The following is a 21,793-nucleotide window of genomic DNA, read 5'->3' as shown; positions in this document are numbered from 1 at the left end:
CGCGGGCGACCGCGTCGATCAGCCCAGTGCCTGCTCCACGTCGGCGAGCAGGTCCGCGGCGTCCTCGATGCCGACGGACAGGCGCACCAGGTCCGCGGGAACCTCGAGCTCGGAACCGGCGGTCGACGCGTGCGTCATCGCACCCGGGTGCTCGATCAGCGACTCGACACCACCCAGCGACTCCGCCAGGGTGAAGATCTTCGTCCGGGAGCAGAAGTCGAGCGCTGCCTGCTCGCCGCCCTTGAGCCGCACCGACACCATGCCGCCGAAACGACGCATCTGCCGCGACGCGACCGCGTGACCGGGGTGCGAGGCGAGTCCCGGGTAGATCACCTGCTCGACGGCGGCGTGACCCGACAGCAGATCGACGATCTTCTCCGCGTTGTCGCTGTGCCGCTCCATGCGCAGTGCGAGCGTCTTGATGCCGCGCATGGTCAGGTACGCGTCGAACGGACCGGGGACCGCACCTGCGCCGTTCTGCAGGAACGCGAACTTCGTGTCGAGTTCCTCGTCGTCGGTCACCAGCGCGCCGCCTACGACGTCCGAGTGCCCGCCGAGGTACTTCGTCGTCGAGTGCAGCGCGACGTCGGCACCGAGCGCCAGCGGCTGCTGCAGGTACGGCGACGCGAACGTGTTGTCCACGACAATCTTCGCGCCCGCGTCGTGTGCGACCGCCGAGAGCGCCTCGATGTCGCCGATGTTCAGCAGCGGGTTCGTCGGAGTCTCGACCCACACCAGCTTGGTGTTCGGGCGGATCGCCGCCCGAACCGCGTCGACGTCGCCCATCGGTGCCGGCGTGTGCTCGATGCCCCACTCGGTGAAGACCTTGTCGATCAGCCGGAACGTGCCGCCGTACGCGTCGTTCGGGATGACCAGGTGGTCGCCGGGACGCAGCACCGACCGCAGCAGGCAGTCGGTGGCCGCCATGCCCGAGGAGAACGCGCGCCCGAACGCGCCGCCCTCGATCGCGGCGAGATTCGCCTCGAGCGGCCGCCGCGTCGGGTTACCGGTGCGCGCGTACTCGAAACCGTTGCGCATGCCGCCGACGCCGTCCTGGGCGAAGGTCGAGCTGGCGTAGATCGGCACGTTGACAGCACCGGTCTGGGGGTCCGGCTCGTAGCCGGCGTGGATGGCCCTGGTGGAAAATCCCTGCTCGCTCATGGCGACCAGCCTAGCGAGCGGGAACCGGGCCGGTCCGGGTCAGCCCACCAGGAGGTCGCCGACCTCGAGCACGACGTCGATGACCTGCTGCCGCGGCAGCGGTTCCTCCCCGACTGTCACGAAGGTCACCAGCACGCCGGGCAGCGTCAGCCCCACGTCGCCGCGGCCGATCGGATCGGACAGGTATCCGCCGAGGCGGGTCGCGGCGTCGGACTCGATCAACCCTCCCGTTCCGGTGGACGCCATGTGCTCGCGCATCGACGTGATCTGCTCGGCCTGGAACGGGTACTCGCTGAGAGTCATACCGAAGACGGGTTCGTCGGATCCCCCGACGCCGAAGAAGCACATCGACGACATGTCCACACCGAACGAATCAGGCAGCTCGTTCAACGTGGCGTCCGAGATCACACCGGCGACGGCCAATTCGATCTCTGGGCACGACAGCATCTTGCCGACTCCGCTACCCGACGGAGTGGCGGCGGCTGCACTCCTGGTGGGCACGGCCGTGGGAGCCCACACAGTCGACGTGCCGGCCACGCCCGCCGCCTGCGGCGTTCCCGTCACCGTCGACCCACACGCGGCACCGAACGCCACCACGGACGCCAGGCATGCGGCGACCCCCACTGCTCTCCCCCACTGCATGGCGGTCAGGGTACGGCAGCGGGGGCCGCGGCCCGCATCAGCCTCCGGCGCTGAGGAATCCGAGCAGATCCTGTCGCGTGATGACACCGACCGGCTTGCCGTCGTCGACGACCATCAGTGCGTCCGTGTCGCCGAGCGCCTTCGTCGCAGCGCTGACCGGCTCGCCCGAGCCGATCAACGGGAACGCGGCACTCATGTGCGCGGACACCGGGTCGGCGAGCTGCGCGCGTCTCTCGAACACGGCGGACAGCAGTTCACGTTCGGTGACGCTGCCCGCGACCTCGCCTGCCATCACTGGCGGCTCCGCGCCGACGACCGGCATCTGAGAGACGCCGTACTCGCGCAGGATCTCGATCGCGTCGCGCAGCGTCTCGGTCGGATGCGTGTGGACCAGATCGGGCAGCTCACCCGACTTGCCGCGCAGCACGTCCCCGACGGTCGGCTCGGCGGCCTTGCTGCCGTCGAGCGGGGTCCGCAGGAAGCCGTAGGACGCCATCCACTTGTCGTTGAAGATCTTCGACAGGTAACCGCGACCGCCGTCCGGCAGCAGCACCACGACGACGGCGTCGGGATCGCGCTCGGCGACCTGGAGTGCGGCCACGACCGCCATGCCGCACGAGCCGCCGACGAGCAGACCCTCTTCGCGGGCGAGGCGCCGGGTCATGTCGAAAGAGTCGGCGTCGGAGACGGCGATGATCTCGTCGGGAATCGACGGGTCGTAGGCGCTGGGCCAGAAGTCCTCGCCGACGCCCTCGACGAGGTACGGCCGACCGGTGCCACCGGAGTACACCGAGCCCTCGGGGTCCGCGCCGACGACCTTCACCTTCCCGCCGGACACCTCCTTGAGGTAGCGGCCGGTGCCGGTGATGGTGCCGCCGGTGCCGACGCCCGCTACGAAGTGGGTGACCTTGCCGTCGGTGTCGCGCCAGATCTCGGGTCCGGTGGTCTCGTAGTGGCTGTCCGGGCCGCCCGGGTTGGCGTACTGGTTCGGCTTCCAGGCGCCGGGGATCTCCTGCACGAGCCGGTCGGAGACGTTGTAGTAGCTGTCCGGGTGCTCCGGGGCGACGGCGGTCGGGCACACGACGACCTCGGCGCCGTACGCCTTGAGCACGTTCCGCTTGTCCTCGCTGACCTTGTCGGGACAGACGAACACGCACTTGTATCCACGCTGCTGGGCGACCAGGGCGAGGCCGATGCCGGTGTTGCCGGAGGTCGGCTCGACGATGGTGCCGCCCGGCTTCAGCTCACCCGACGCCTCCGCGGCGTCGACCATCTTGACGGCGATGCGGTCCTTCGAGCTGCCACCCGGGTTCAGGTACTCGATCTTCGCGGCCACCAGGCCGGAGCCCGGTGACACCACCGAGTTCAGCTTCACCAGGGGCGTGTTTCCGATGAGATCGACGACGTGATCCGCGATGCGCATGCCTCCATCGTCCCAGAGGCGCCTGCGTCGGCAACACCTGGTTCCGATGCCTCGCCGACCCGCCTCGGTTCCGACTAGATTCGACGGTGTCAGCAGCCACCTCGACCGGAGGACGAGCGATGGGGACCACCCGGTGGCGAACGGCCGCGAAGGCCGGTGCCGCGGCTGCCGTCGCGGGGTCCTCGGCGGGAACCGCGTCCTGGGTGGCGTACACGTACCTGATGGGGCAGGCGGGTGCCGCCCGCGGTGTGATCGGCCGCAACGTCGCCAAGCCCCCGGAGGCCGACGGTGTGCACCTACCGGGCGGCGACGCACCGATTCCGTGGCGGCGCGGCGTCCCGTTCGACATCCACCTGATGATCTTCGGCGACTCCACCGCCGCCGGCGTCGGCTGCGTCACCGCCGACGAGGTGCCCGGCGTCCGGCTCGCGCGCGGCCTCGCCGAGGAGACGGGGAAACGAATCCGCCTCAGCACCAAGGCGATCGGCGGCGCCACCTCCAAGGGGCTCGAGGGGCAGGTCGACGCGATGTTCGTGGCGGGTCCGCCGCCCGACGCGGCGGTCATCCTGATCGGCGCCAACGACGTCACCGCGAAGAACGCGATCCACGCGTCCGCTCGGCGCCTCGGCGCGGCGGTCGCACGGCTCCGCGCCGCGGGCGCGGTCGTGGTGGTCGGCACCTGCCCCGACCTGGGCGTGGTCACGGCCATCCCGCAACCGCTGCGCACCGTCGTCCGGGAATGGGGGCACCTGCTCGCCCGCGCCCAGACCTCCGCGGTGCTGTCCGCAGGCGGGCATCCGGTGCCGCTCGCGGACCTGCTCGCCCCCGAATTCCTCGCCGCTCCCGACACGATGTTCTCCCCCGACCAGTTCCACCCGTCCGCGGCCGGGTACGAGTTGGCGGCGCGGCAACTGCTCCCCGTCCTCGCCTCGGCACTCGGCGAGTGGGACGGCGGCCCGCTGCCCACGCTGCCCACCGTGTCGGCGGTCGCGGAATCCGGTCGGATCTCCTCACGGATCACGAGTGCGATGGGCCTGATCCGGCGAAATCGCGACGGCGACGCCACAGCGCACGACACTCCGGCGGGCAGGGCCGCCGAGCGGATGGCACCGCTGCGTCCCAGCGGGTGACACCGCATGGCAGATACGGGGAGTGGCCCACGTAACGTCACTGCAGACCCCCGCTGTCACCCCTCACACCCCGACAGCCCACAACGAAGGAGTACTCATGCCCGAGGCAGTCATCGTCTCCGCCGTGCGCTCGCCGATCGGCCGCGCAGGCAAGGGATCTCTCAAGGACGTCCGCCCGGACGACCTGGCCGCTCAGATGGTCGCCGCCGCGCTCGCGAAGGTGCCGGAGCTCGATCCCGCCGAGGTCGACGACCTGATCCTGGGATGTGGTCAGCCCGGCGGCAAGGCCGGCTTCAACATCGCGAAGGTTGTCGCGACCACCCTCGGCTACGACTTCATGCCGGGCGTGACCGTCAACCGCTACTGCTCGTCGTCGCTGCAGACCACCCGGATGGCGATGCACGCCATCCGCGCGGGCGAGGGTGACGTCTACATCTCCGCCGGTGTCGAGTCGGTGTCCAGCTTCCCGTCCGGCAACGCCGACGGCTGGCCGAACACCCACAACGAGCTGTACGCCGACGCCGAGGCCCGCACCGCGACCCTCGCGCAGGGTGGCGTCGCGTGGTCCGACCCGCGCGAGCAGGGCCTGCTGCCCGACATCTACATCGCGATGGGCCAGACCGCCGAGAACGTCGCGTCGCTGACCGGCATCACCCGCGAGGAGCAGGACCGCTGGGGCGTCCGCTCGCAGAACCGCGCCGAGGACGCCATCAAGCGCGGCTTCTTCGAGAAGGAGATCACCCCGGTCACCCTCGCCGACGGCACCGTCGTCTCCACCGACGACGGCCCGCGTGCCGGCACCACCCTCGAGGGCATCTCCGGCCTCAAGCCGGTCTTCCGCCCCGACGGCACCGTCACCGCCGGCAACGCCTGCCCGCTCAACGACGGCGCGGCCGCGCTGGTCATCATGTCCGACACGAAGGCGAAGGCCCTCGGCCTGACCCCGCTCGCGCGGGTCGTCTCGACCGCCGCGACCGGCCTGTCCCCCGAGATCATGGGCCTCGGCCCGATCGAGGCCGTCAAGAAGGCCCTCGGCTACGCGAAGATGTCGGTGTCCGACATCGACCTGTTCGAGATCAACGAGGCGTTCGCGGTGCAGGTCCTCGGCTCGGCGCAGGCGCTGAACCTGGACGAGGACAAGATCAACGTCTCCGGCGGCGCGATCGCCATCGGTCACCCCTTCGGCATGACCGGTGCCCGCATCACCAACACCCTGCTCAACAACCTGCGCGAGCAGGACAAGACCTTCGGCGTCGAGACCATGTGCGTCGGCGGAGGCCAGGGCATGGCGATGGTGCTGGAGCGCCTCAGCTGATTTCCTCCGTCGAACGGGCGGTTATCGGGCAGGCCACTCGGCCGACGTCCCGGTAACCGCCCGTTCGGCTATCAGCTCCCCGATCGGCAGCGCCGACGTCGCGGCCGGGGACGGGGCGTTGACGACGTGCACCATTCGCTCGGTGGAACGGATCAGGAAGTCGTGCACGAAGGTGCCGTCCCGCAGCACCGCCTGCGCCCGGATCCCGGCATGCCGGTCGCGCAGGTCGTCGAGTTCGAGGGACGGGCAGTACTTGCGGCACTCCTCGAGGTAGCCGCGCTTGAACATGGCGTTCCGCATCTCCCGGGCGCCGGTCCGGACGTTCGCGGCCGCCACCCTGCGCAGCCCCGGGAAGCGCAACAGTTCCAGCGCATCCCGGCGGTCGAAGCCGAACGGCTGGTACTTCTCCCGCGCGAACCCGAGGACCGCGTTCGGCCCGACGGTGATGTCGCCGCCGATCGTCGGGCTCAGGTGCACCCCGAGGAACGGCAGGTCGGGGTCGGGAATCGGGTAGATGAGATGCCGCACGACGTCCGACTTCTCGGGCCGCAGCCGGTAGTACTCGCCGCGGAACGGCATGATCTGGAAGTCGACGGGCAGGCCGGCGAGCCTCGCGATCCGGTCGGCCTGCAGCCCCGCGCAGGCGATCAGCGTCCTCGCGTGGACCTCCGACGTCCCGGTGGTGACGGTGACGCCGTCCGACCGTTCGACGATCCCGACCACCGCGCTTCCGGTACGAACCTCCCCGCCCGCGGCGGTCACCTCGTCGACGAGTGCGCGACACACCTGCCGGTAGTCGATGATGCCGGTGACCTCGACCAGGAGGGCACCGAGCCCTGCGACGAGCGGCTCCCGTTCCCGGAGTTCGGCGGCGTCCAGCCGTCGGTGGTCGATGCCGTTGACACGCGCCCGTTCGACGAGCTTCTCCATCCGGGCGAGCTCGACGTCGTCCGTCGCGACGAGGAGCTTGCCGGTGACGCGGTACTCGATGCCGTGCTCGTCGGCGAACCGCTTCGTCGCGGCCGCACCCCGTTTGCACAGGTCGGCCTTGAGGCTGCCCGGCTCGTAGTAGATGCCGGCGTGGATGACCCCGCTGTTGTGGCCCGTCTGATGGGCGCCGACGCCCTGTTCCTTCTCCAGCACCACCACGGTCGCGCCGGGCCTGGCCCGCAGCAGTGCCCGCGCGGTGGCGAGTCCCACGATCCCGGCACCGATGACGCAGTAGTCGACGACCATCGCACGATCATGCATGCCGCGAACGCCGAACGGGCGGTTACCAGAGCGGCCTCTCGGCCGTTGTCCCGGTAACCGCCCGTTGACGGTCACAGAGCGGCGCCGGCCTCCCGCAACTTGCCCACGATCCGAGCCAGAAGTGCAGCACGTCGCCGGTAGAGCAGCGCGGAATCGACCCGGATCACCGTCCAGCCGAGGGCCTCGATCCGCGCGAGACGCTCGATGTCCCATGAGCGCTGGTCCCGGTCGATCCAGTGGTGTGCTCCGTCGTATTCGACGAGCACCCGCCACCGTCGCCAGCCGAGGTCGGCGTGCGCGAACACCGCACCGTCGTAGGTTGCGATGGCGATCTGGGTTTCCGGGCGCGGAAGCCCCGCATCGACGATCGCGAGGCGGGTGTGGGTTTCCGGTGGCGACTGCGATCCGCCATCCACGTCGGGCACGATCTGGCGGACTGTGCGGACGCCTCGCGCCCCGGTGTGCCTGTCCGCGATGTCGGCGATCGCCTCCGGTTTGACACCGGTCGCGGCGCACAGTGCGTCGAGTGCGACGATCGCACCGTCGCGGGGTAGGCGCCTGGCCAGGTCGAAGCCGGCACGCGCAGCGGTGGCGACCCGTATGCGTTGAAGATCGACCACTTCGTCCGGCTCGAATGTGTAGTCGTGGGCGAGCAGTCCGGGCGGACTCCGGAAGTGGCCGTTCCGGGACACCTCAGCCGGCGCGGCGTCGTCGATCCACCTCGTACCGTGCAGCGCGGCAGACGAGAATCCGGTCAGGGTGCACTCGGGTCCCGCGAACAACCACGCGGCGCGAGCGCGCACAGCAGCGGTGACAGACACCCGCCTGTGGACGTACACGTCGCGGTGGATTCGCGCGAAGTCGTGACGAAGCTGGTGTTCGGTGAGCCGTCCGTCCGCGATCGCCCGCGAGCCGAGAAACGGCGAGTCGAAGTCCCCCACGTCTCCAGCCTGCAGACGGTCGCGCGCACGATCCAGAGTTACGCGCTGCCTGTGGATAAGCAGCAGAGTTCGTGCACAAGACAGCGAACGGGCGGTTACCAGGGCGGCCCCTCGGCCGTTGTCCCGGTAACCGCCCGTTCGACGGTCAGCGTGTGAGCTAGTCGTTGTTGAAGTAGCTCAGCAGGCGCAGGATCTCGACGTACAGCCAGACCAGGGTGACGGTGAGGCCGAGGGCGACGCCCCAGGCGGCCTTCTCCGGAGCCTGGGCGCGGATCAGCTGGTCGGCGGCGTCGAAGTCCAGCAGGAAGCTGAACGCGGCGATACCGATGCAGACGAGGCTGAAGATGATCGCAAGTCCGCCGCCGTCGCGGAGGCCGAGGCCGCCGTCGATGAAGAAGCTGGCGATCAGGTTGCCGAGCGAGAGCACGACGACACCGATCAGTGCGCCGACGATCATGCGGGTCAGGCGCGGGGTGACGCGGATGGCCCCGGTCTTGTAGACGACGAGCATGCCGAAGAACACGCCGAAGGTGCCCAGCACGGCCTGCACGATCAGGGTCTCGGCACTGACGCCGGAGATCTGGAACGTCATCAGGAACGACAGCGCGCCGAGGAAGACACCCTCCGCCGCCGCGTAGGCGAGGACGATCGCCGGGTTGTCCATCTTGTTGCCGAAGCTCGCGATCATGACGAGCACGAGGCCGATCAGGCCACCCGCGATGACGAACGGCGCGGCGAGGTCGACGTTCTGGTTGACCAGGATGTAGGAGACGATCGCGGTCACGGACAGCACGCCGAGCGTGATGCCGGTCTTGGTGACGACGTCGTCGATGGTCATGGCCCGCGGAGCGGGGCCGGTGGTGTAGGGCTCGGCCTGCGTGTACTGCGGCTGACCGAACTGCTGGGTCATCTGCCCGGCGCCTGCCGCGGTAGAACCGAACGAGGCGTATCCGCCCTCCTGCTTGGGGAGGTTGCGGAACACCGGGTTGCTGGTGGTGCGCACCGTGCGTGTCCCTTCTTTCGTGGCCTGTGGCCGATCGGACCGTCCGGCCCGACGTGGTGGGTTTCCCCGCCTGTGAACTTCCAACGAACGCCGTCCGCTCCGGGTTCCCCCGGTCGGACAATTCGGACTCTACCGGGTGACCCCCTGCGCAGGCAGCGTCACCGGCGCGGCACGCGTATTGTGCCCGACCTGCCGGGCGCGCGCCCGGTGACCGTCAGCCGCGCGCGACCGACCGGGTGACGGTGAACTTCGGGTTCCGGCCGATCTGCTCGGTGTCACCGACCACGGCACGCAGGACCGAGCGGTAGGCGAGATGCGAGTTGTACACCGTCCACAACTCGCCGCCGGGACGCAGGACGCGCCCGGCGGCGCGAAACATCGACTCGGCGGCGCCGGTGTGGACCGCCGCTCCGACGTGGAACGGCGGATTGCAGACGATCAGGTCGACGCTGCCCGACTCCAGCGTGGACATGACGTCGTCGCGCAGCACCGTGACCCGGTCCGCGACCTCGTTCGCCGCGGCGGTGGCGGCGGCGGACGCGACGGCCGCGGCCGACTGGTCGGTGGCGACCACTCGGACGTCGGGGCGCAGGCGTGCCAGGGAGACCGCGAGCAGTCCGGTCCCGCAGCCGAGGTCGACGGCGGTGCGGGCGGCCGGGTCGGTGCGGGGCAGGAAGTCCAGCAGGTAGCGGGTTCCGATGTCGAGGGCGGCACCCGCGAACGCGGCCCCGTGCGCGACGACGTCGAGGTCGAGCTCGGCCAGGTGCTCGCGCCGCGGGAACGTCGGCGGCACCGGAGTGGGTTTCGCGGCGACGAGGACACGCGACTTCTGCCTGCCTCGGGTCGCGTGGACGTCGGCGAAGCAGGTCGCGAGGACGTCGTTGAATGCGTGGGTCAGGTACTTGTCGCGTCCGCCCGCGTACACCACGACCGACGGGTCCGCGTAGCGCGCAACGACTTCCGCGATCTCCGTCAAGGCCGTCAGACTGCGTGGCAGTTGGACGAGCACGACCCTCGCCCCGGTGAGGAGTTCCTCGCCGAGCGGGAGCTGCCGGCAGGCGCCCGCGAGCGCCGCCCGTTCGGCGTTGCCCGCGAGGGCGAGCTCGCCCGTGAGCGGATCCTGGTGCACCCGAACGTCACTCGCGCCGAAACCCGCGACGGCGCCGAGGGTGAGTGCACCGTAGTGGTCACCGATCACGACCACCTCACCCGGCCCGGCGGCGACGAGCGCGGCGGCGGCCTCGTCGAGGATCAGGCGATCGGCGCCGTCCACGGCGTACAGGTTGGGCGCCTCGACGTCGGGATGGCGTCGCAGGGTGGCGAAGAGTTCCTCGGGGACCGGCACGTCACCAGTCTGTCAGGTGGCCACCTGCGACCGAGGCGGTGCCGCCTCGAGTCAGTGGGACACCCAGGTGACGACGGAGTCGAGGTCGGCCCTCGCGGTCCGGAAGGCGTTCGCTGGGTGCGTGAGGTCGGGGTACCCGAACGAGATGGCGCACAGCACGTTCCTGTCGTCGGGGATCTCGAAGAAGTCCCGGACGTACGGTGCGCACCCGGCCAGCGCTGCCTGCGGGACCGTCGCGACGCCGAGGCTCTGCGCCGCGAGCAGGAAGGTGTTGACGTACAGCCCGCAGTCGACGGCCGCATATGTACCGAGAGCCGCATCCGTGGTGACGATGGCGACGTGCGGGGCGCCGAAGAGGTCGAAGTTCTTCATGGTCTGCTCGGCGGACGCCTGCCGGTCACCCGCGATGCCGAGGCTCGCGTACAGCTGCAGCGCGGTTTCCTTGCGGCGGTCCCGGTAGACGCCGTGGTAGCCACTGGGGAACTCGATGTCCGGCGCCTGCGAGACCGTCCTGACTGCTTCCGCAAGCCCCGCGCGGAACCTCTCGGTCGCGTCGCCGTCGGTGACGGCGACCTGCCACGGCTGCGTGTTGCACCACGACGGGGTGCGCTGCGCCATGGTGAGGATCTCGACGATCACGTCCTCCGGGACCGGGTCCGGAAGAAAGGCCCGGCAGCTGAACCGGGAGGAGAGCAGAGCGGCGAGCGTCGACGGCGCGACGGTGGTATCGGTCACGAGTTCAGATCCTAGGAAGTCGCGGGTGCGGCGCCCGAGCCGGATCTCGACTCAGACGTTGCGCCCGTTGTTGCCCCACGTCACGGATACGCCGTTGTCGCGCAGCCAGGCCGAGGGGTCGGTCTTGTTGCCCTGCGGGTCCCACACCTCGAAGTGCAGGTGCGGTCCGGTGGACTGCCCACGATTGCCGACGGTGGCGATCTGCTCGCCCGCCTTCACCTGCTGCCCGACCGTCACCTGGTAGTCGTTGACGTGCCCGTAGACGGTGATGGTGCGGTCCTCGTGCATCACGCGGACCCACAGGCCGAAGCCCGACGCCTCGCCGGCGGAGATGACGGTGCCGTCTGCCGCCGCGAGCACCGGGGTGCCGATCGGGGCAGCGATGTCGATGCCGCCGTGGTGCGCGCCCCACCGATGACCGAAGTCGGAGGTGAGGGTGCCGCTGACCGGCTGCACCGTACGAGCGGGCAGCGGGTTGGTGGAGCCGGTGGGCTGGTTCTCCAGCCACTGCTTCGCGGTGGCGAAACCCGGGATGGCATCCGCCGCGAAGTCGGGAACCTCGACCTCGGCCGGAACCTCGACGCCGACGGACTTCAGCCCGGCGGTGACATCGGCAGGCAGGGGCGCGATGTCGATGGTGGCGGCCGACGCGGTGGCCGTGGCGAACTGGGCGCCACCCACGAAGATCGCGCCCGTTGCCGCGGCGAGCGTCGCGGCTTTGACACCCGTTCCGTGACCTTGAGCCGGAGCCCGGTGACGGCCGCGCGCCGCGTCGGGATCGACGACGGCGAACGCCAGCGTAGGCGCCCCTGAACTGCGATGATCTGCCACGGCAGGTACCTCATCCGTTTCTTCGGTCGGCGGCTCACAGGAAACTGTGAGCCGTTTGTCCGCGACCGAACATAACAAGATGGTCTCGGGCGCGTCCACCGAACGCGCTCCCGATATCGATTCGGCAAACCCGCCCGCGACGAGTCGGGGTCAGGAACCCCAGGTCGGGTTGACGCCGCGCTCGCCCAGCCACGCGTTCGGGTTCATCCGATTGCCGGCCGCATCCCACACTTCGAAATGCAGATGAGGTCCGGTGGACTGCCCGCGGTTGCCGACGGTGGCGATCTGCTGTCCCGCGGCGACGCGCTGTCCGACGTGAACGGAGTAGGTGTCGACGTGACCGTAGACGGCGACCGTGCCGTCGTCGTGGCGGACGCGCACCCACTGCCCGAAGCCGGACGCCGGTCCGGCGGAGATGACCTCGCCGTCGGCGGCCGACTGGATCGGGGTGCCGATCGGCGCGGCGATGTCGATGCCGCCGTGATGGGTGCCCCAGCGCGCGCCGTATCCGGAACTCAGGGTGCCCGACACGGGTTGCACGGTCCGGGGCCCGACGCTGCCGGTGCCGAACTGGGCGAGGAATCCGTTGACGAGGTCCGCGGTCGCGGCATCGGGCACGTCGACGATCGGCGCCTCGACTCCGGCGGGGAGCACGCCCGCGGGGACGTGAACGGGAGCGGCGGCGGCCGAGCCTGCACCGAATTGGAGGCCGGCGACGGCGAGCGCGCCGGTGACGGCGGTGGTGGTCGCCAGGGCGGCGCGGCGGGTGAGCGAGCGAGAACGAGTCAACGTCCTGTGGGTGTGGGCCACAGTTACTTCCTTCATCAGCATGGTCGGCTCGGTCGCACTCGCTGAGCGGCGCAACCGGGAACCCTCGAACGCAGATGAAGGTAACGAAGTCATCTCGACACGTCGATCGTGACCAAATATTTATCAAACTTTGATCTTGATGCTACCGGCACCGAAATCGCCGTGCCCTGCACGTTCCCGATCTTTCGTACGGCGCACAGTGAACTCGCTCACGTTTGCGCAGCTCAGACGCTTCTCGGCCCCAGATCGGGCGGGTGCAACGGCGGCGTGGGTACGTGCGTTACGCGAAACAGGCACCCGACCACGTAGAAGTACGGGTCCCGCGCCGAGCCCCCGCCACGACACTGACTTCACACCGTTTCCGATACGAACCAGGCGAGGCAACAGATGACCGAAATCCTCGGAGAACCGTCGACGGAGGCCACCTGCGAGGTCGGCGCGCTCCTCCTCAAACGCTGCACCACGTGCGGCGACCTGCGGGCCCCGGTGGTGGCGCAGTGCGGGACCTGCCGCAGCGACCTGTTCGACGAGGTGCCCGCATCCGGGCTCGGCGCGATCGTGTCGTCGCGAGCCGTGGTCCGTGCCCCGGGCGACGAGGACTGGCGCGAGGTGCCCCACAACATCGCGATCGTCGCCACCGACGAGGGCCCGTGGCTCTACTCGCACATCGAGGGGGTACTCCCCAAGAGCTCCGATCGGCGCGTCCGTGTCACCTACGTCGCGCCTGCGGGTAACAGCCGGCTGCCGGTGTTCACGGTTCGGGACTGACGTCCGCGTACGACTGGGCCGGCGCCCACTCGCCGAGCTGGTCGATCGCAGCCTCGGCCAAAGCCACCGCTTCGCTCCGGTTCACACGAGAGAGCAGCAGCGCACTGATCGACAGCGCCGACAGGATCCGGGTGCGCCTGTCGAGGTCCGCGGGCGACGAGGACGGATCGAGAGCGCGCAGCGCATGCGCGAGCGCCGCGGCCAGTTCCGAGCGGTAGGCGTCGACGACTGCACGCTGAGCGTCGTCGTGCGCCGCGAACCCTGCTGCACTGTTGAGCAGGAGGCATCCACGTGACGACTCGTCGGGAAGCGCTCCGAGCGCCGCGGAGAGACTGCGGTAGTACCGGACCGCAGCATCGACCGGGGTCGGTTCACCGGTGAGGATGCGCAGCCGGGGTCGAACGATGCGGTCGAGGTAGTCCTGGACCGCGGCGTCGAACAGACCCCGCTTGCTCCCGAAGGCGTTGTAGAGGCTGGATCGGTTCAATCCGGTCGCACGCTCGAGGTCCGGGACCGATGTCTCTTCGTAACCCTTGTCCCAGAAGACGTCCCGAACCGCTGACACGACGACCTCGGTGTCGAACTCCTGAAGCCGCGGCATGGCGATCCTCACTCCCGATTGTGAAACGACTGTTTCAGTATATATTGAAACGGTCAGTCCAAAAACGGGAGGAACGACCCATGGTGACCGCAGGCCTGATCTTCGCCGGAGTCGCGGCAGCACTGCACGTCTACATCTTCGTGCTGGAATCGCTGAAGTGGACCGCGCCGCGCACCCGCGCGACGTTCGGGACCTCCCAGGAGGAAGCGCTCGCGACGAAGGAGCTCGCGTTCAACCAGGGCTTCTACAACCTCTTCCTGGCAATCGTCACGGCGATCGGCATCGTCGCCATCGCGATCGACGAGGTCCCGGTCGGGGCCGCACTCGTCTTCGCCGGGGCCGGTTCGATGCTTGCCGCCGCCCTCGTCCTGCTCGTCTCGTCGCCGGACAAGGCCCGCGCGGCGGTCACGCAGGGCACGACACCGCTCATCGCCGTCGCACTCCTCGCACTCGGGCTGGCGCTGTAATCCCGCACCACGAAAGAAGTAGCCAGTGCCCACCAGCACCCAGATCCAGTTGATCGCCCGCCCCACCGGGTGGCCCACCCACGACGACTTCCGCACTGTCGTCGTCGATCTCCCCGACCTCGCGCCGAACCAGGCGCGCGTCGCGAACGAGTTCCTGTCCGTCGACCCGTACATGCGTGGCCGGATGAACGACGTGAAGTCCTACATTCCGGCATTCCAGCTCGGCGAGACGATGACCGGCGGCGCCGTCGGCCGCATCGTCGAATCCACCTCGCCCGCCCACCCCGTCGGAGCGGTCGTCGTGCACGATCTCGGATGGCGGGACGTCGCGCAGGGCGATGCGGGCGCATTCCGTGTCGTGGACGAGATTCCGGGCGTGCCGAACTCGGTGTTCCTCGGAATTCTCGGCATGACCGGGCTGACCGCGTACGTCGGTCTCAAGTACATCGCCCACCTGAAGCCCGGCGATGCCGTGTTCGTCTCCGGCGCGGCAGGTGCCGTCGGAACTGCCGCCGGCCAGATCGCCCGCCTCGAAGGTGCATCCCGGGTCCTCGGCTCGGCCGGGTCACCGGACAAGGTCGCGCTGCTCACCGACAGGTACGGGTACGACGCCGCCGTCGACTACAAGCAGGCCCCCATCCGAGAGCAATTGACGAACATCGCGGGCGACGGCATCGACGTCTACTTCGACAACGTCGGCGGCGATCACCTGGAAGCGGCCCTCGACGTGATGCGGCCGGGTGGCCGGGCCGCGCTCTGCGGCGCCATCGCCGGATACAACTCGACAGACGTCACCCCCGGGCCCGACAACATGGTCACGATCATCTCCCGCGGACTGACCCTGCAAGGGTTCACCCTCGGCAACTACGCGCACCACTTCCCGGAGTTCGCGGCGAAGATGGGCCCATGGCTCGCGTCGGGCGAGGTGGTCCACGACGAGACGGTCGTCGACGGCATCGACAATGCCGTTGAAGCCTTCTTCCAGCTGATGCGCGGCGGCAACGTCGGCAAGATGCTGGTCCGCATCTGACACGGACAGACCCGACAGAGTGTTCAGGGCTCGACCGGTGTCGCCGGTCGAGCCCTGAACTGCGTCTGAGCCGATCAGGCGAGCGCCTTCGCCTTCAGCTGGTCGAACTCGTCCTGGGTGATCGTGCCGCTGTCGAGCAGCGACTTGGCCGACGCGATCGACTCGGCGGGTGAGCTCGTGCCCGCGACCTGCTTGATGTACGCGTTCGCGGCCTTCTGCGCCTCGGCGTGAGCGGCGAATGCACGCTCGCTCATGCCCCGGCCACGGAAGATCAGGTACGTGAACGCCGTCAGATACGGCAGCACGATCAGGAAGAAGATCCAGACGGCCTTCCAGACCCCACTGAGCTTGTGGTCCCGGAACAGGTCGCCGATGATCTGGAACAGGATGATCAGGTACGCCACGAAGGCGAAGATCAGCAGGGTGTACCAGAGGAAATCCCAGAACGAGTCGAGCATGAGGTGCAACCACTTTCACGAGAAGGAGGACCCGCCCCCGCGATCGGGAACGGGGCAACGCACTACGAGGTGACACGCAACAACCCACGAAATCCGCATCCACCCCGAACCAGCGGTTCACACCGCTGCGCAAGCTTCGCACATTGTGTTTGCCAATGTATTGCCAACGTCGCGCCGAGCCGCGCGTGTGTGTCGTCACATCTACACAGGAGTCCTCAACGTCCGGCCCCTCGGTGAATAATCGGCCGCATGGTCGACAACACGGGCACACGGGGAGATTCCGGCCAATCGACGCCCGAGAGGCAACGCTTCCGGCGGCTTGCGCAGGCCGCCCTCAATGCCGACCTGACTGTTAGCCAGGTCGACACCATCCTCACCGACCTCGACGGCGCCCTCACGGGCATCGACGCGACGATGCGCGACATGAACTCCACCATCACGACTCTCGACGACGCGTTGAACCGGTTCGTCGCCTCCCTCGACAACGTCGACGCCATCGCCGAACGCATGGTCGCCGTCGTCGCGCGACTCGAATCCGTCGTCGGGCGCGTCGAGCGACTGGTCGGCGTCGCCGAGACCGCCATGAAGCCGATCGGGATGATCGAGAGCGCAGGACGCGGAGTCGCCGAGTTCATCGGCCTGCGCAGTCGCTGATCGCGGCACCGACGCGCGGGCGAACACCGAAAAGCTGCATATCATTTCGCCGTCCGCAGGGCGGTAATTGGTTGAATGTCTGGTGAACAATCGATCCCATATCGATCACAAGTGTCGTCCTGACTGTCGTCTGTTCGGAGGACAGGGCTTCGGCTTGGCAGCATCCTCGGCATGTCTTTTGCTACGCAACTAGCAGCAATTGAACTCGCGCCTCGCGACGCGGCGAACATCTATCTCGAATCGGATCGCGCGCCGGCCAACATCGTCACCACCGCCATCGTCGATGGCGCGGATCTACGCGTGGACAAGGAAGCCGCGGTGACCTGGATGACCGAGCGACTCGACTGCTCGCCGATATTTCGGCGCAAGCTACGCCGAGTGTGGGGCGACATCACGTATCCGTCGTGGGTGGAGGATCCCGACCTCACCGTCGCCGACCACGTCACGGTCACCCACGCATCGGACCGCGCCGAGGCAGACGCCGTGATCTCCCGGCTCCTCGAACGTCGGATGGACCTGACACGGCCACCCTGGGATCTCACCGTCATCGACGGCGTCCGAGGACTCGGCGACGGACTCCCCGGCACCGCCGCGATCCTCGCGTTCCGATTCCACCACTCGATCGGCGACGGGGTGGTGACGGCGGCGACGTACCGACGAATGCTCACCGCGACGCCGGAACCCGCGGCCGACCCGATACCGCAGCGCACACACGGTCCGATCCGCGAAGCACTCCGCGTGCCCGAGGATTTCGCGAAGTACCTGGGAGCTCTCCTGCGAGCGCCACGCCTCGCGCGGGCCGCTGCTCGAGTCGACGTCGGCCGAGCGGCCACTCCCGTGCCGACCCGGTTCAACAGGCGGATCGAGGGCCACCCAGCACTCGGCGTGATCAACTTCGATCTCGACGAGATCCGCGGCATCCAGCGCTCCGTCCCGGGCGCCACCGTGAACGACGTACTGCTGACGGTGATCGCCGGGGCACTCGGCCGACTCCTCGCAGACCTCGACGAGCCGACCGATCGGCCGCTGTCCGCAGCGATGCCGATCGCCGTCGACGACCTCGCCGACACGGGGAACAGCTTCGCGCTCGGCACCGTGGATCTTCATGTGAACGAAAGCGATCCGATCACCCGACTCCGCCTCGTGCACGCGGCGGCGAGCACCGAGAAGCGGCGGCAAGCGCATCCCGTGATGGCTCGTTTACGAGCCGTCCCGAGTTCGATCCCCGCGTACGTCACCCGAATCACCGGTGAACGCGCGCGGAAGGCGAACAGGCTGCACGCGGGACCGGTCACGATGGTCTCGAACGTCCCGAGCCGCGTCCACGATGCGACCTTCATGGGCGTGCCCGTGGCCGATCGGGTGAGCTACCTGACCATCGCCGATGGAGCCACGCTGGCGCACTTCGTCTCGTCGGCCGGCCAGCGGGTGTCCTTGACCGTCACGGTCGACAGTGCCGTTCTCCCCGAGCCCGCCACATACGAGAACATGCTGCGCGAGTCGTACACCGAACTGCTGGATGCCACTGGAAAGGTTCTCGATCGGGCCTGACCGCCATCCGAATGCGCCTGCGTTTTCGGTCCCGCCGCTCTATCCGGCGAGCACCGACGCAGCCAGCTTCGGTTGCCAGTCGTTCGTCAGCAGCGCACCGAAGTTGTCCTCCCGGTTGGTCGGCGACGTTCCCCAGTCCCGGACCGAGTAGACGAACGCCGGGCCGCAGTAGCCAGACGCCGCGGCCGCGCCGAGCACGTCGACGATCTGCGCTGCCTGCTGTTCCTGGCTGACCATGTCCGTCGCCCCGAATCCTGCCGACCCGGACGAAGCCGCGGGCGCGGCCGATTCCGGTGTGGTGGGGGCACCCATCTCGGTCAGCCAGATCTGTTTGGCGCCGTCACCGTTGGCGACCATCACCGAGCGGATCTGCTCGGTCTCCGTCCACCCGTTCGGCGTCACGGCGATACCCGACGGGAACACGTAGGGGTGCATCGCGGCGGCGTCGAAGTACCCCTTCGCACCTGCCTCGTACATCCGGGTGACGAAGTCCACCGCTCCCGCCTGCGGACTCAGCCCGGCGGCCACCACCGTCGAATCGGATTGCACCGCCTTGATCGCCGTGTACGCCCCCTTCAGCAGTGCGGTGTACTGACCAGGGTTCGGCCACTGTCCCCAGAAGATCGGAAGATTCGGCTCGTTCCAGATCTCGTGGTGCGTCACGTCCGGGTACCTGGCGACAAACGCCTGCATGAACCGCCCCAACGTGGCGGGGTCGGCTGGCGGGGCATACGTCGCGCCGAGCGCGCCGCCCTGCCGCGCCCAGGTCGGAGCGGTGAGAACGATGGACAGCACCTGCAGGCCGTGACTGCGGGCCGCGCCGATCACCCGATCCGGAACGGTCCAGTCGAAGACGCCCTCGGTGCGTTCGACGGTCGACCAGTCGACCATCACCCGAAGCCATTTCGCGTCCGTCTGCGACACCGCGTCCAGTTCCCGATCGAGGTCGTCGGCGCTGAGGAACAGTTGCGCCGCGCCTTGGGAGAAGCCGTATCCGGCGGGTGGCGCCGGGACCGCCGCCCCGGCCGACGGAGCCGCTGCGAGCGGCCCTCCGACGAGCAGCGCGAACGCCGCCAGGAGCACGAGCAGTCGATGAGCAGTCCCGGTACGCACGGCGCCTCCCACGTCGTCGACGGTCACCGTGGAGCGTAGGCCTGCGCGAGGTCGAATGCTCCCCGAAGTGAATCGATGACGCGGGTGGACGGCCAGAAGTCCCGAAACCGATCAAGATCAATTGTGACTGGCAAGTAACCAGCAACATCGGTTAGCGTTCGTACGCGTCGCTCAGAATCTCGACATTCGAGGCGACGTGGACGGCCCGCCACGCAGTCTCCTCAGGACAAGACTGCGCGGCGGGCCGATCCTCCCCTGTGCGTCGGCGAGCTCGACAACTACGTTCGCTGGCGTGTCGCTCTCCTACGCCCTCCGAGACCGACGCCGGCCCGGTGGACGTCCACCGATCACACCGGGCCGAGATCCGGAGCACGGCAGCCGGTAGATGCCCGCGCAGCCACTACGGCAACCGCTGCCCCATCGGGCACCCGTCCACGTGCGGCGATACACCGAAACGCCTGCAACACCAAGAAACCGCTTCCACCTGCTGCGATTGAGTGCCCCCGGTCGGACTCGAACCGACACTTTGCGGATTTTAAGTCCGCTGCCTCTGCCAATTGGGCTACGGGGGCGGGCGCCGCCAGGTCAGAGAACAGACAGGGCGATGCCGTCGAGGATGTCGTGTTCGCTGACGATCATCTCGGTGATGCCGGCGCGGCGGGCAAGTTCCACACCGAGGACGTCGGCAACGATGGCGCCGCCGCCGATGACGTCCACCCGTCCCGGATGGATGACGGTGATCGCGGCGCGCTGCTCGTGCGTCATGTTCAACAGCGTCGCGTTCACCTCGTGCAGTCGCTCCAACGACATCCGCGACAGGTGCACCTGCTCGGCGTCGTACTCCGGCAGTTCGAGGGACACCGCAGCGAGGGTGGTCATGGTGCCCGCGACCCCGACCCACGTGTGCGCCTGCTCCACGGGAACGCGGTCGAACGCCTCCCCCAGCTTCTCGGCGGCGAAGGCGCGGGCCGCCTCGACCTGTTCCGCGGTCGGCGGATCGTCGTGCAGGCAGCGCTCGGTCAACCGGACGCAGCCGATGTTCGTCGAGTACGCGGCGCGCACGCCGTCACCGTCACCGAGGACCAGCTCGGTGGACCCGCCACCGAGGTCGACGACGACGAAAGGACCTGCGGCCGAGTCGAGTTCGCCGACCGCGCCGGCGAAGGACAGCCGGGCCTCCTCGTCACCGGTGATCACCTCGGCCTCCGCGCCGGGGATGACGGCGCCGAGGATCTCGCGGGTCATCGCGAAGAAGTCCTCGCGGTTCGCGGCGTCACGCGTCGCGGACGTCGCGACCATGCGGACCTTCGTCGCCCCGGTCTCGCGGATCATCCCGGCGTACTCCTCGAGCGCGACGCGGGTGCGCTCGATGGCCTCGGGCGCGAACCGCCCGGTGGCGTCGACGCCCTGCCCGAGGCGGTTGACCCGCATCTCCCGCGCGACGTCGGTGAGCACGCCGTTGTCGTCGGCGTCCGCGACGAGCAGGCGGATCGAGTTGGTGCCGCAGTCGATGGCCGCGACGCGGGTCATTCGGCGTCCCCGGTGGCGTCGGGTGCGACGTACTGCGGCCAGTCGGCGGGAATCGCGGTGCCGCGCAGCCCGTGGTCTGCGGCGAGGGCGACGGACTCGTCACCGAGGAGGTTCACCCCCGGCCCCTTCGCCAGCGCGTGGGCCATCAGGACGTGCAGGCACTTGACGCGGTCCGGCATGCCGCCGCCGGTGAAATCCGTGCCCAGCGACTCGATCGCGTTGCGCTCGGCCAGGTAGGACTCGTGCGCCTCCCGGTAGTTCGCGGCCAGCGCGGCGTCGCGGGTGAGGCGTTCGGTCATCTCCCGCATCACACCCGCGGACTCCTGACGGCTGGCCTCCGCGGTCAGCCTCGGGTCGGTCAGGTAGTACAGCGTCGGGAACGGGGTGCCGTCCGGCAGGCGGGGCGCGGTCTTGACGACGCCGGGGGTGCCGTCGGGTGCGCGGTACGCGATCGCGAGGACACCGCGCGGCTCGCGGCCCAACTGAGCTGCCACCACGTCCAGGTCGGCCTGTGGAATCTCGTGCTCGCTCACCCGGTGGGTCCTCCTTGATCGTCCGGAATGGTCATCGTCCCCGCCTCGTCCGGCTCGGGCGGCACCGTCGGTGCGAGCGCAGGCGGCGCCGTGGGCGTCGGCTGCGGCTCGGCGATCGGCCGCCACAGGTCGGTGTACCAGGGGTCGTTGTCGTGCTTGGGTTTGGTCAGGTCCTCGACCGGCGGCGCCGTCGCCCCCGGGAGCTGAACCTGGTACGGGGTCTCCCCCGGCATCACGTACTGCAGACGCTCCCGCGCCTGCGCCTTCACGTGCGCCGGATCGTCCGCCTGCTCGTTCTCGCGCGTCAGTCGCGCGACGTCCGCTTCGAGTTGTTCACGCTGCTCGGCGACCTGTTCGGCCTCGCTGCGCTGGCTGAGATAGGTGCTCAGCGGCATCGCCAGCGTCAGCACCACCGCGCACAGCACCATCGCGAGAACGACGGCGCGGGCGGTGGAGAGCCCGAGAATGGTCCGCTCGGGCCCGGGCCGGGCCCCACTTCGT

23 protein-coding genes and 1 tRNA gene are annotated in these 21,793 nt (G+C 69.0%); 7 read left to right on the top strand and 17 right to left on the bottom strand.

The annotated features are described in order from the left end of the window. Positions 1 to 18: 18 nt before the first annotated feature. Genes ACFSJG_RS03850 through ACFSJG_RS03840 form a run of 3 tightly spaced genes read right to left on the bottom strand, consistent with a single transcriptional unit; the run spans position 19 to position 3,226 of the window. Complete coding sequence (locus ACFSJG_RS03850; protein WP_378483887.1) at positions 19 to 1,161, bottom strand: cystathionine gamma-synthase; 1,143 nt, start codon at positions 1,159 to 1,161, stop codon at positions 19 to 21. A gap of 39 nt (positions 1,162 to 1,200) precedes the next feature. Then, positions 1,201 to 1,803, bottom strand: a complete 603-nt coding sequence (locus tag ACFSJG_RS03845) for a hypothetical protein (protein ID WP_378483886.1) — start codon at positions 1,801 to 1,803, stop codon at positions 1,201 to 1,203. Positions 1,804 to 1,840: 37 nt separating this feature from the next. Beyond that, positions 1,841 to 3,226 carry a cystathionine beta-synthase gene (locus ACFSJG_RS03840; RefSeq protein ID WP_378483885.1) on the bottom strand — a complete coding sequence of 462 codons (1,386 nt, stop codon included), beginning with the start codon at positions 3,224 to 3,226 and terminating at the stop codon, positions 1,841 to 1,843. Positions 3,227 to 3,345: 119 nt separating this feature from the next. On the opposite strand from ACFSJG_RS03840, the gene ACFSJG_RS03835 reads away from it, so the two are divergent. Beyond that, the gene (locus ACFSJG_RS03835) at positions 3,346 to 4,356 is read left to right on the top strand and encodes an SGNH/GDSL hydrolase family protein (RefSeq protein ID WP_378483884.1); all 1,011 of its coding nucleotides are present in this window, start codon (positions 3,346 to 3,348) and stop codon (positions 4,354 to 4,356) included. A gap of 97 nt (positions 4,357 to 4,453) precedes the next feature. Continuing rightward, positions 4,454 to 5,671, top strand: coding sequence for an acetyl-CoA C-acetyltransferase (locus ACFSJG_RS03830; RefSeq protein ID WP_378483883.1), 1,218 nt, complete (start codon positions 4,454 to 4,456; stop codon positions 5,669 to 5,671). A gap of 21 nt (positions 5,672 to 5,692) precedes the next feature. Here the strand turns inward: ACFSJG_RS03830 and lhgO are convergent, their stop codons facing one another. The 7 genes from lhgO to ACFSJG_RS03795 all read right to left on the bottom strand — a co-directional run bounded on the left by lhgO (position 5,693) and on the right by ACFSJG_RS03795 (position 12,587). Continuing rightward, positions 5,693 to 6,922: an L-2-hydroxyglutarate oxidase gene (gene lhgO / locus ACFSJG_RS03825; protein ID WP_378483882.1), complete on the bottom strand. Its 1,230-nt coding sequence runs from the start codon at positions 6,920 to 6,922 to the stop codon at positions 5,693 to 5,695. Between the two features lie 71 nt (positions 6,923 to 6,993). Next, entirely contained in the window at positions 6,994 to 7,863 is an 870-nt protein-coding gene (locus tag ACFSJG_RS03820; protein ID WP_378483881.1) for an endonuclease domain-containing protein, read from the bottom strand. 157 nt (positions 7,864 to 8,020) lie between these two features. Further along, entirely contained in the window at positions 8,021 to 8,866 is an 846-nt protein-coding gene (locus ACFSJG_RS03815; RefSeq protein ID WP_378483880.1) for a Bax inhibitor-1/YccA family protein, read from the bottom strand. Between the two features lie 214 nt (positions 8,867 to 9,080). Beyond that, a complete protein-coding gene (locus ACFSJG_RS03810) occupies positions 9,081 to 10,211 on the bottom strand; it encodes a class I SAM-dependent methyltransferase (protein ID WP_378483879.1) in 1,131 nt (376 codons plus the stop codon). Between the two features lie 51 nt (positions 10,212 to 10,262). Further along, positions 10,263 to 10,946: a nitroreductase gene (locus ACFSJG_RS03805; RefSeq protein ID WP_378483878.1), complete on the bottom strand. Its 684-nt coding sequence runs from the start codon at positions 10,944 to 10,946 to the stop codon at positions 10,263 to 10,265. Positions 10,947 to 10,997: 51 nt separating this feature from the next. Further along, entirely contained in the window at positions 10,998 to 11,777 is a 780-nt protein-coding gene (locus ACFSJG_RS03800) for a M23 family metallopeptidase (protein WP_378483877.1), read from the bottom strand. 150 nt (positions 11,778 to 11,927) lie between these two features. Continuing rightward, positions 11,928 to 12,587, bottom strand: coding sequence for a M23 family metallopeptidase (locus ACFSJG_RS03795; protein ID WP_378483876.1), 660 nt, complete (start codon positions 12,585 to 12,587; stop codon positions 11,928 to 11,930). Between the two features lie 387 nt (positions 12,588 to 12,974). On the opposite strand from ACFSJG_RS03795, the gene ACFSJG_RS03790 reads away from it, so the two are divergent. Continuing rightward, positions 12,975 to 13,355, top strand: coding sequence for a Zn-ribbon domain-containing OB-fold protein (locus ACFSJG_RS03790; RefSeq protein WP_378483875.1), 381 nt, complete (start codon positions 12,975 to 12,977; stop codon positions 13,353 to 13,355). On the opposite strand, the gene ACFSJG_RS03785 is transcribed toward ACFSJG_RS03790, so the two are convergent. Then, complete coding sequence (locus ACFSJG_RS03785) at positions 13,339 to 13,956, bottom strand: TetR/AcrR family transcriptional regulator (protein ID WP_378483874.1); 618 nt, start codon at positions 13,954 to 13,956, stop codon at positions 13,339 to 13,341. The two genes, ACFSJG_RS03790 and ACFSJG_RS03785, sit on opposite strands and share 17 nt — an antisense overlap. A gap of 80 nt (positions 13,957 to 14,036) precedes the next feature. On the opposite strand from ACFSJG_RS03785, the gene ACFSJG_RS03780 reads away from it, so the two are divergent. Then, positions 14,037 to 14,423, top strand: a complete 387-nt coding sequence (locus ACFSJG_RS03780) for a DUF1304 domain-containing protein (protein WP_378483873.1) — start codon at positions 14,037 to 14,039, stop codon at positions 14,421 to 14,423. Between the two features lie 25 nt (positions 14,424 to 14,448). Beyond that, entirely contained in the window at positions 14,449 to 15,453 is a 1,005-nt protein-coding gene (locus tag ACFSJG_RS03775) for an NADP-dependent oxidoreductase (protein ID WP_378483872.1), read from the top strand. A gap of 74 nt (positions 15,454 to 15,527) precedes the next feature. Here ACFSJG_RS03775 and ACFSJG_RS03770 read toward each other — a convergent pair whose 3' ends face one another. After that, complete coding sequence (locus ACFSJG_RS03770; protein WP_378483871.1) at positions 15,528 to 15,911, bottom strand: SHOCT domain-containing protein; 384 nt, start codon at positions 15,909 to 15,911, stop codon at positions 15,528 to 15,530. Positions 15,912 to 16,160: 249 nt separating this feature from the next. Here ACFSJG_RS03770 and ACFSJG_RS03765 point away from each other — a divergent pair, with 249 nt between their 5' ends. Both ACFSJG_RS03765 and ACFSJG_RS03760 read left to right on the top strand, forming a co-directional pair. Next, positions 16,161 to 16,565: a hypothetical protein gene (locus tag ACFSJG_RS03765; protein WP_378483870.1), complete on the top strand. Its 405-nt coding sequence runs from the start codon at positions 16,161 to 16,163 to the stop codon at positions 16,563 to 16,565. Between the two features lie 171 nt (positions 16,566 to 16,736). Beyond that, positions 16,737 to 18,116, top strand: coding sequence for a wax ester/triacylglycerol synthase domain-containing protein (locus ACFSJG_RS03760; RefSeq protein WP_378483869.1), 1,380 nt, complete (start codon positions 16,737 to 16,739; stop codon positions 18,114 to 18,116). 39 nt (positions 18,117 to 18,155) lie between these two features. Here ACFSJG_RS03760 and ACFSJG_RS03755 read toward each other — a convergent pair whose 3' ends face one another. The 5 genes from ACFSJG_RS03755 to ACFSJG_RS03735 form a co-directional block, all read right to left on the bottom strand. Beyond that, on the bottom strand, positions 18,156 to 19,256 hold the full coding sequence (locus tag ACFSJG_RS03755) for a hypothetical protein (protein WP_378483868.1): 1,101 nt from the start codon (positions 19,254 to 19,256) through the stop codon (positions 18,156 to 18,158). A 471-nt stretch (positions 19,257 to 19,727) separates the two neighbouring features. Then, positions 19,728 to 19,801 (bottom strand) — tRNA-Leu (locus tag ACFSJG_RS03750). A gap of 13 nt (positions 19,802 to 19,814) precedes the next feature. Next, entirely contained in the window at positions 19,815 to 20,759 is a 945-nt protein-coding gene (locus ACFSJG_RS03745) for a Ppx/GppA phosphatase family protein (RefSeq protein ID WP_378483867.1), read from the bottom strand. Beyond that, positions 20,756 to 21,292 carry a DUF501 domain-containing protein gene (locus tag ACFSJG_RS03740; protein WP_378483866.1) on the bottom strand — a complete coding sequence of 179 codons (537 nt, stop codon included), beginning with the start codon at positions 21,290 to 21,292 and terminating at the stop codon, positions 20,756 to 20,758. The genes ACFSJG_RS03745 and ACFSJG_RS03740 overlap by 4 nt, the downstream gene beginning before the upstream one ends. Continuing rightward, positions 21,289 to 21,793, bottom strand: a 505-nt coding sequence (locus ACFSJG_RS03735) for an FtsB family cell division protein (protein ID WP_378483865.1), incomplete at its 5' end; no start/stop codon positions are given. The genes ACFSJG_RS03740 and ACFSJG_RS03735, both read right to left, overlap by 4 nt.

The organism is Rhodococcus gannanensis (assembly GCF_042681175.1).
GTDB lineage: Bacteria > Actinomycetota > Actinomycetes > Mycobacteriales > Mycobacteriaceae > Rhodococcus_G > Rhodococcus_G gannanensis.
The sequence above is the reverse complement of the archived record's forward strand: the minus strand, read 5'-3'. Positions and strand labels throughout refer to the sequence as shown.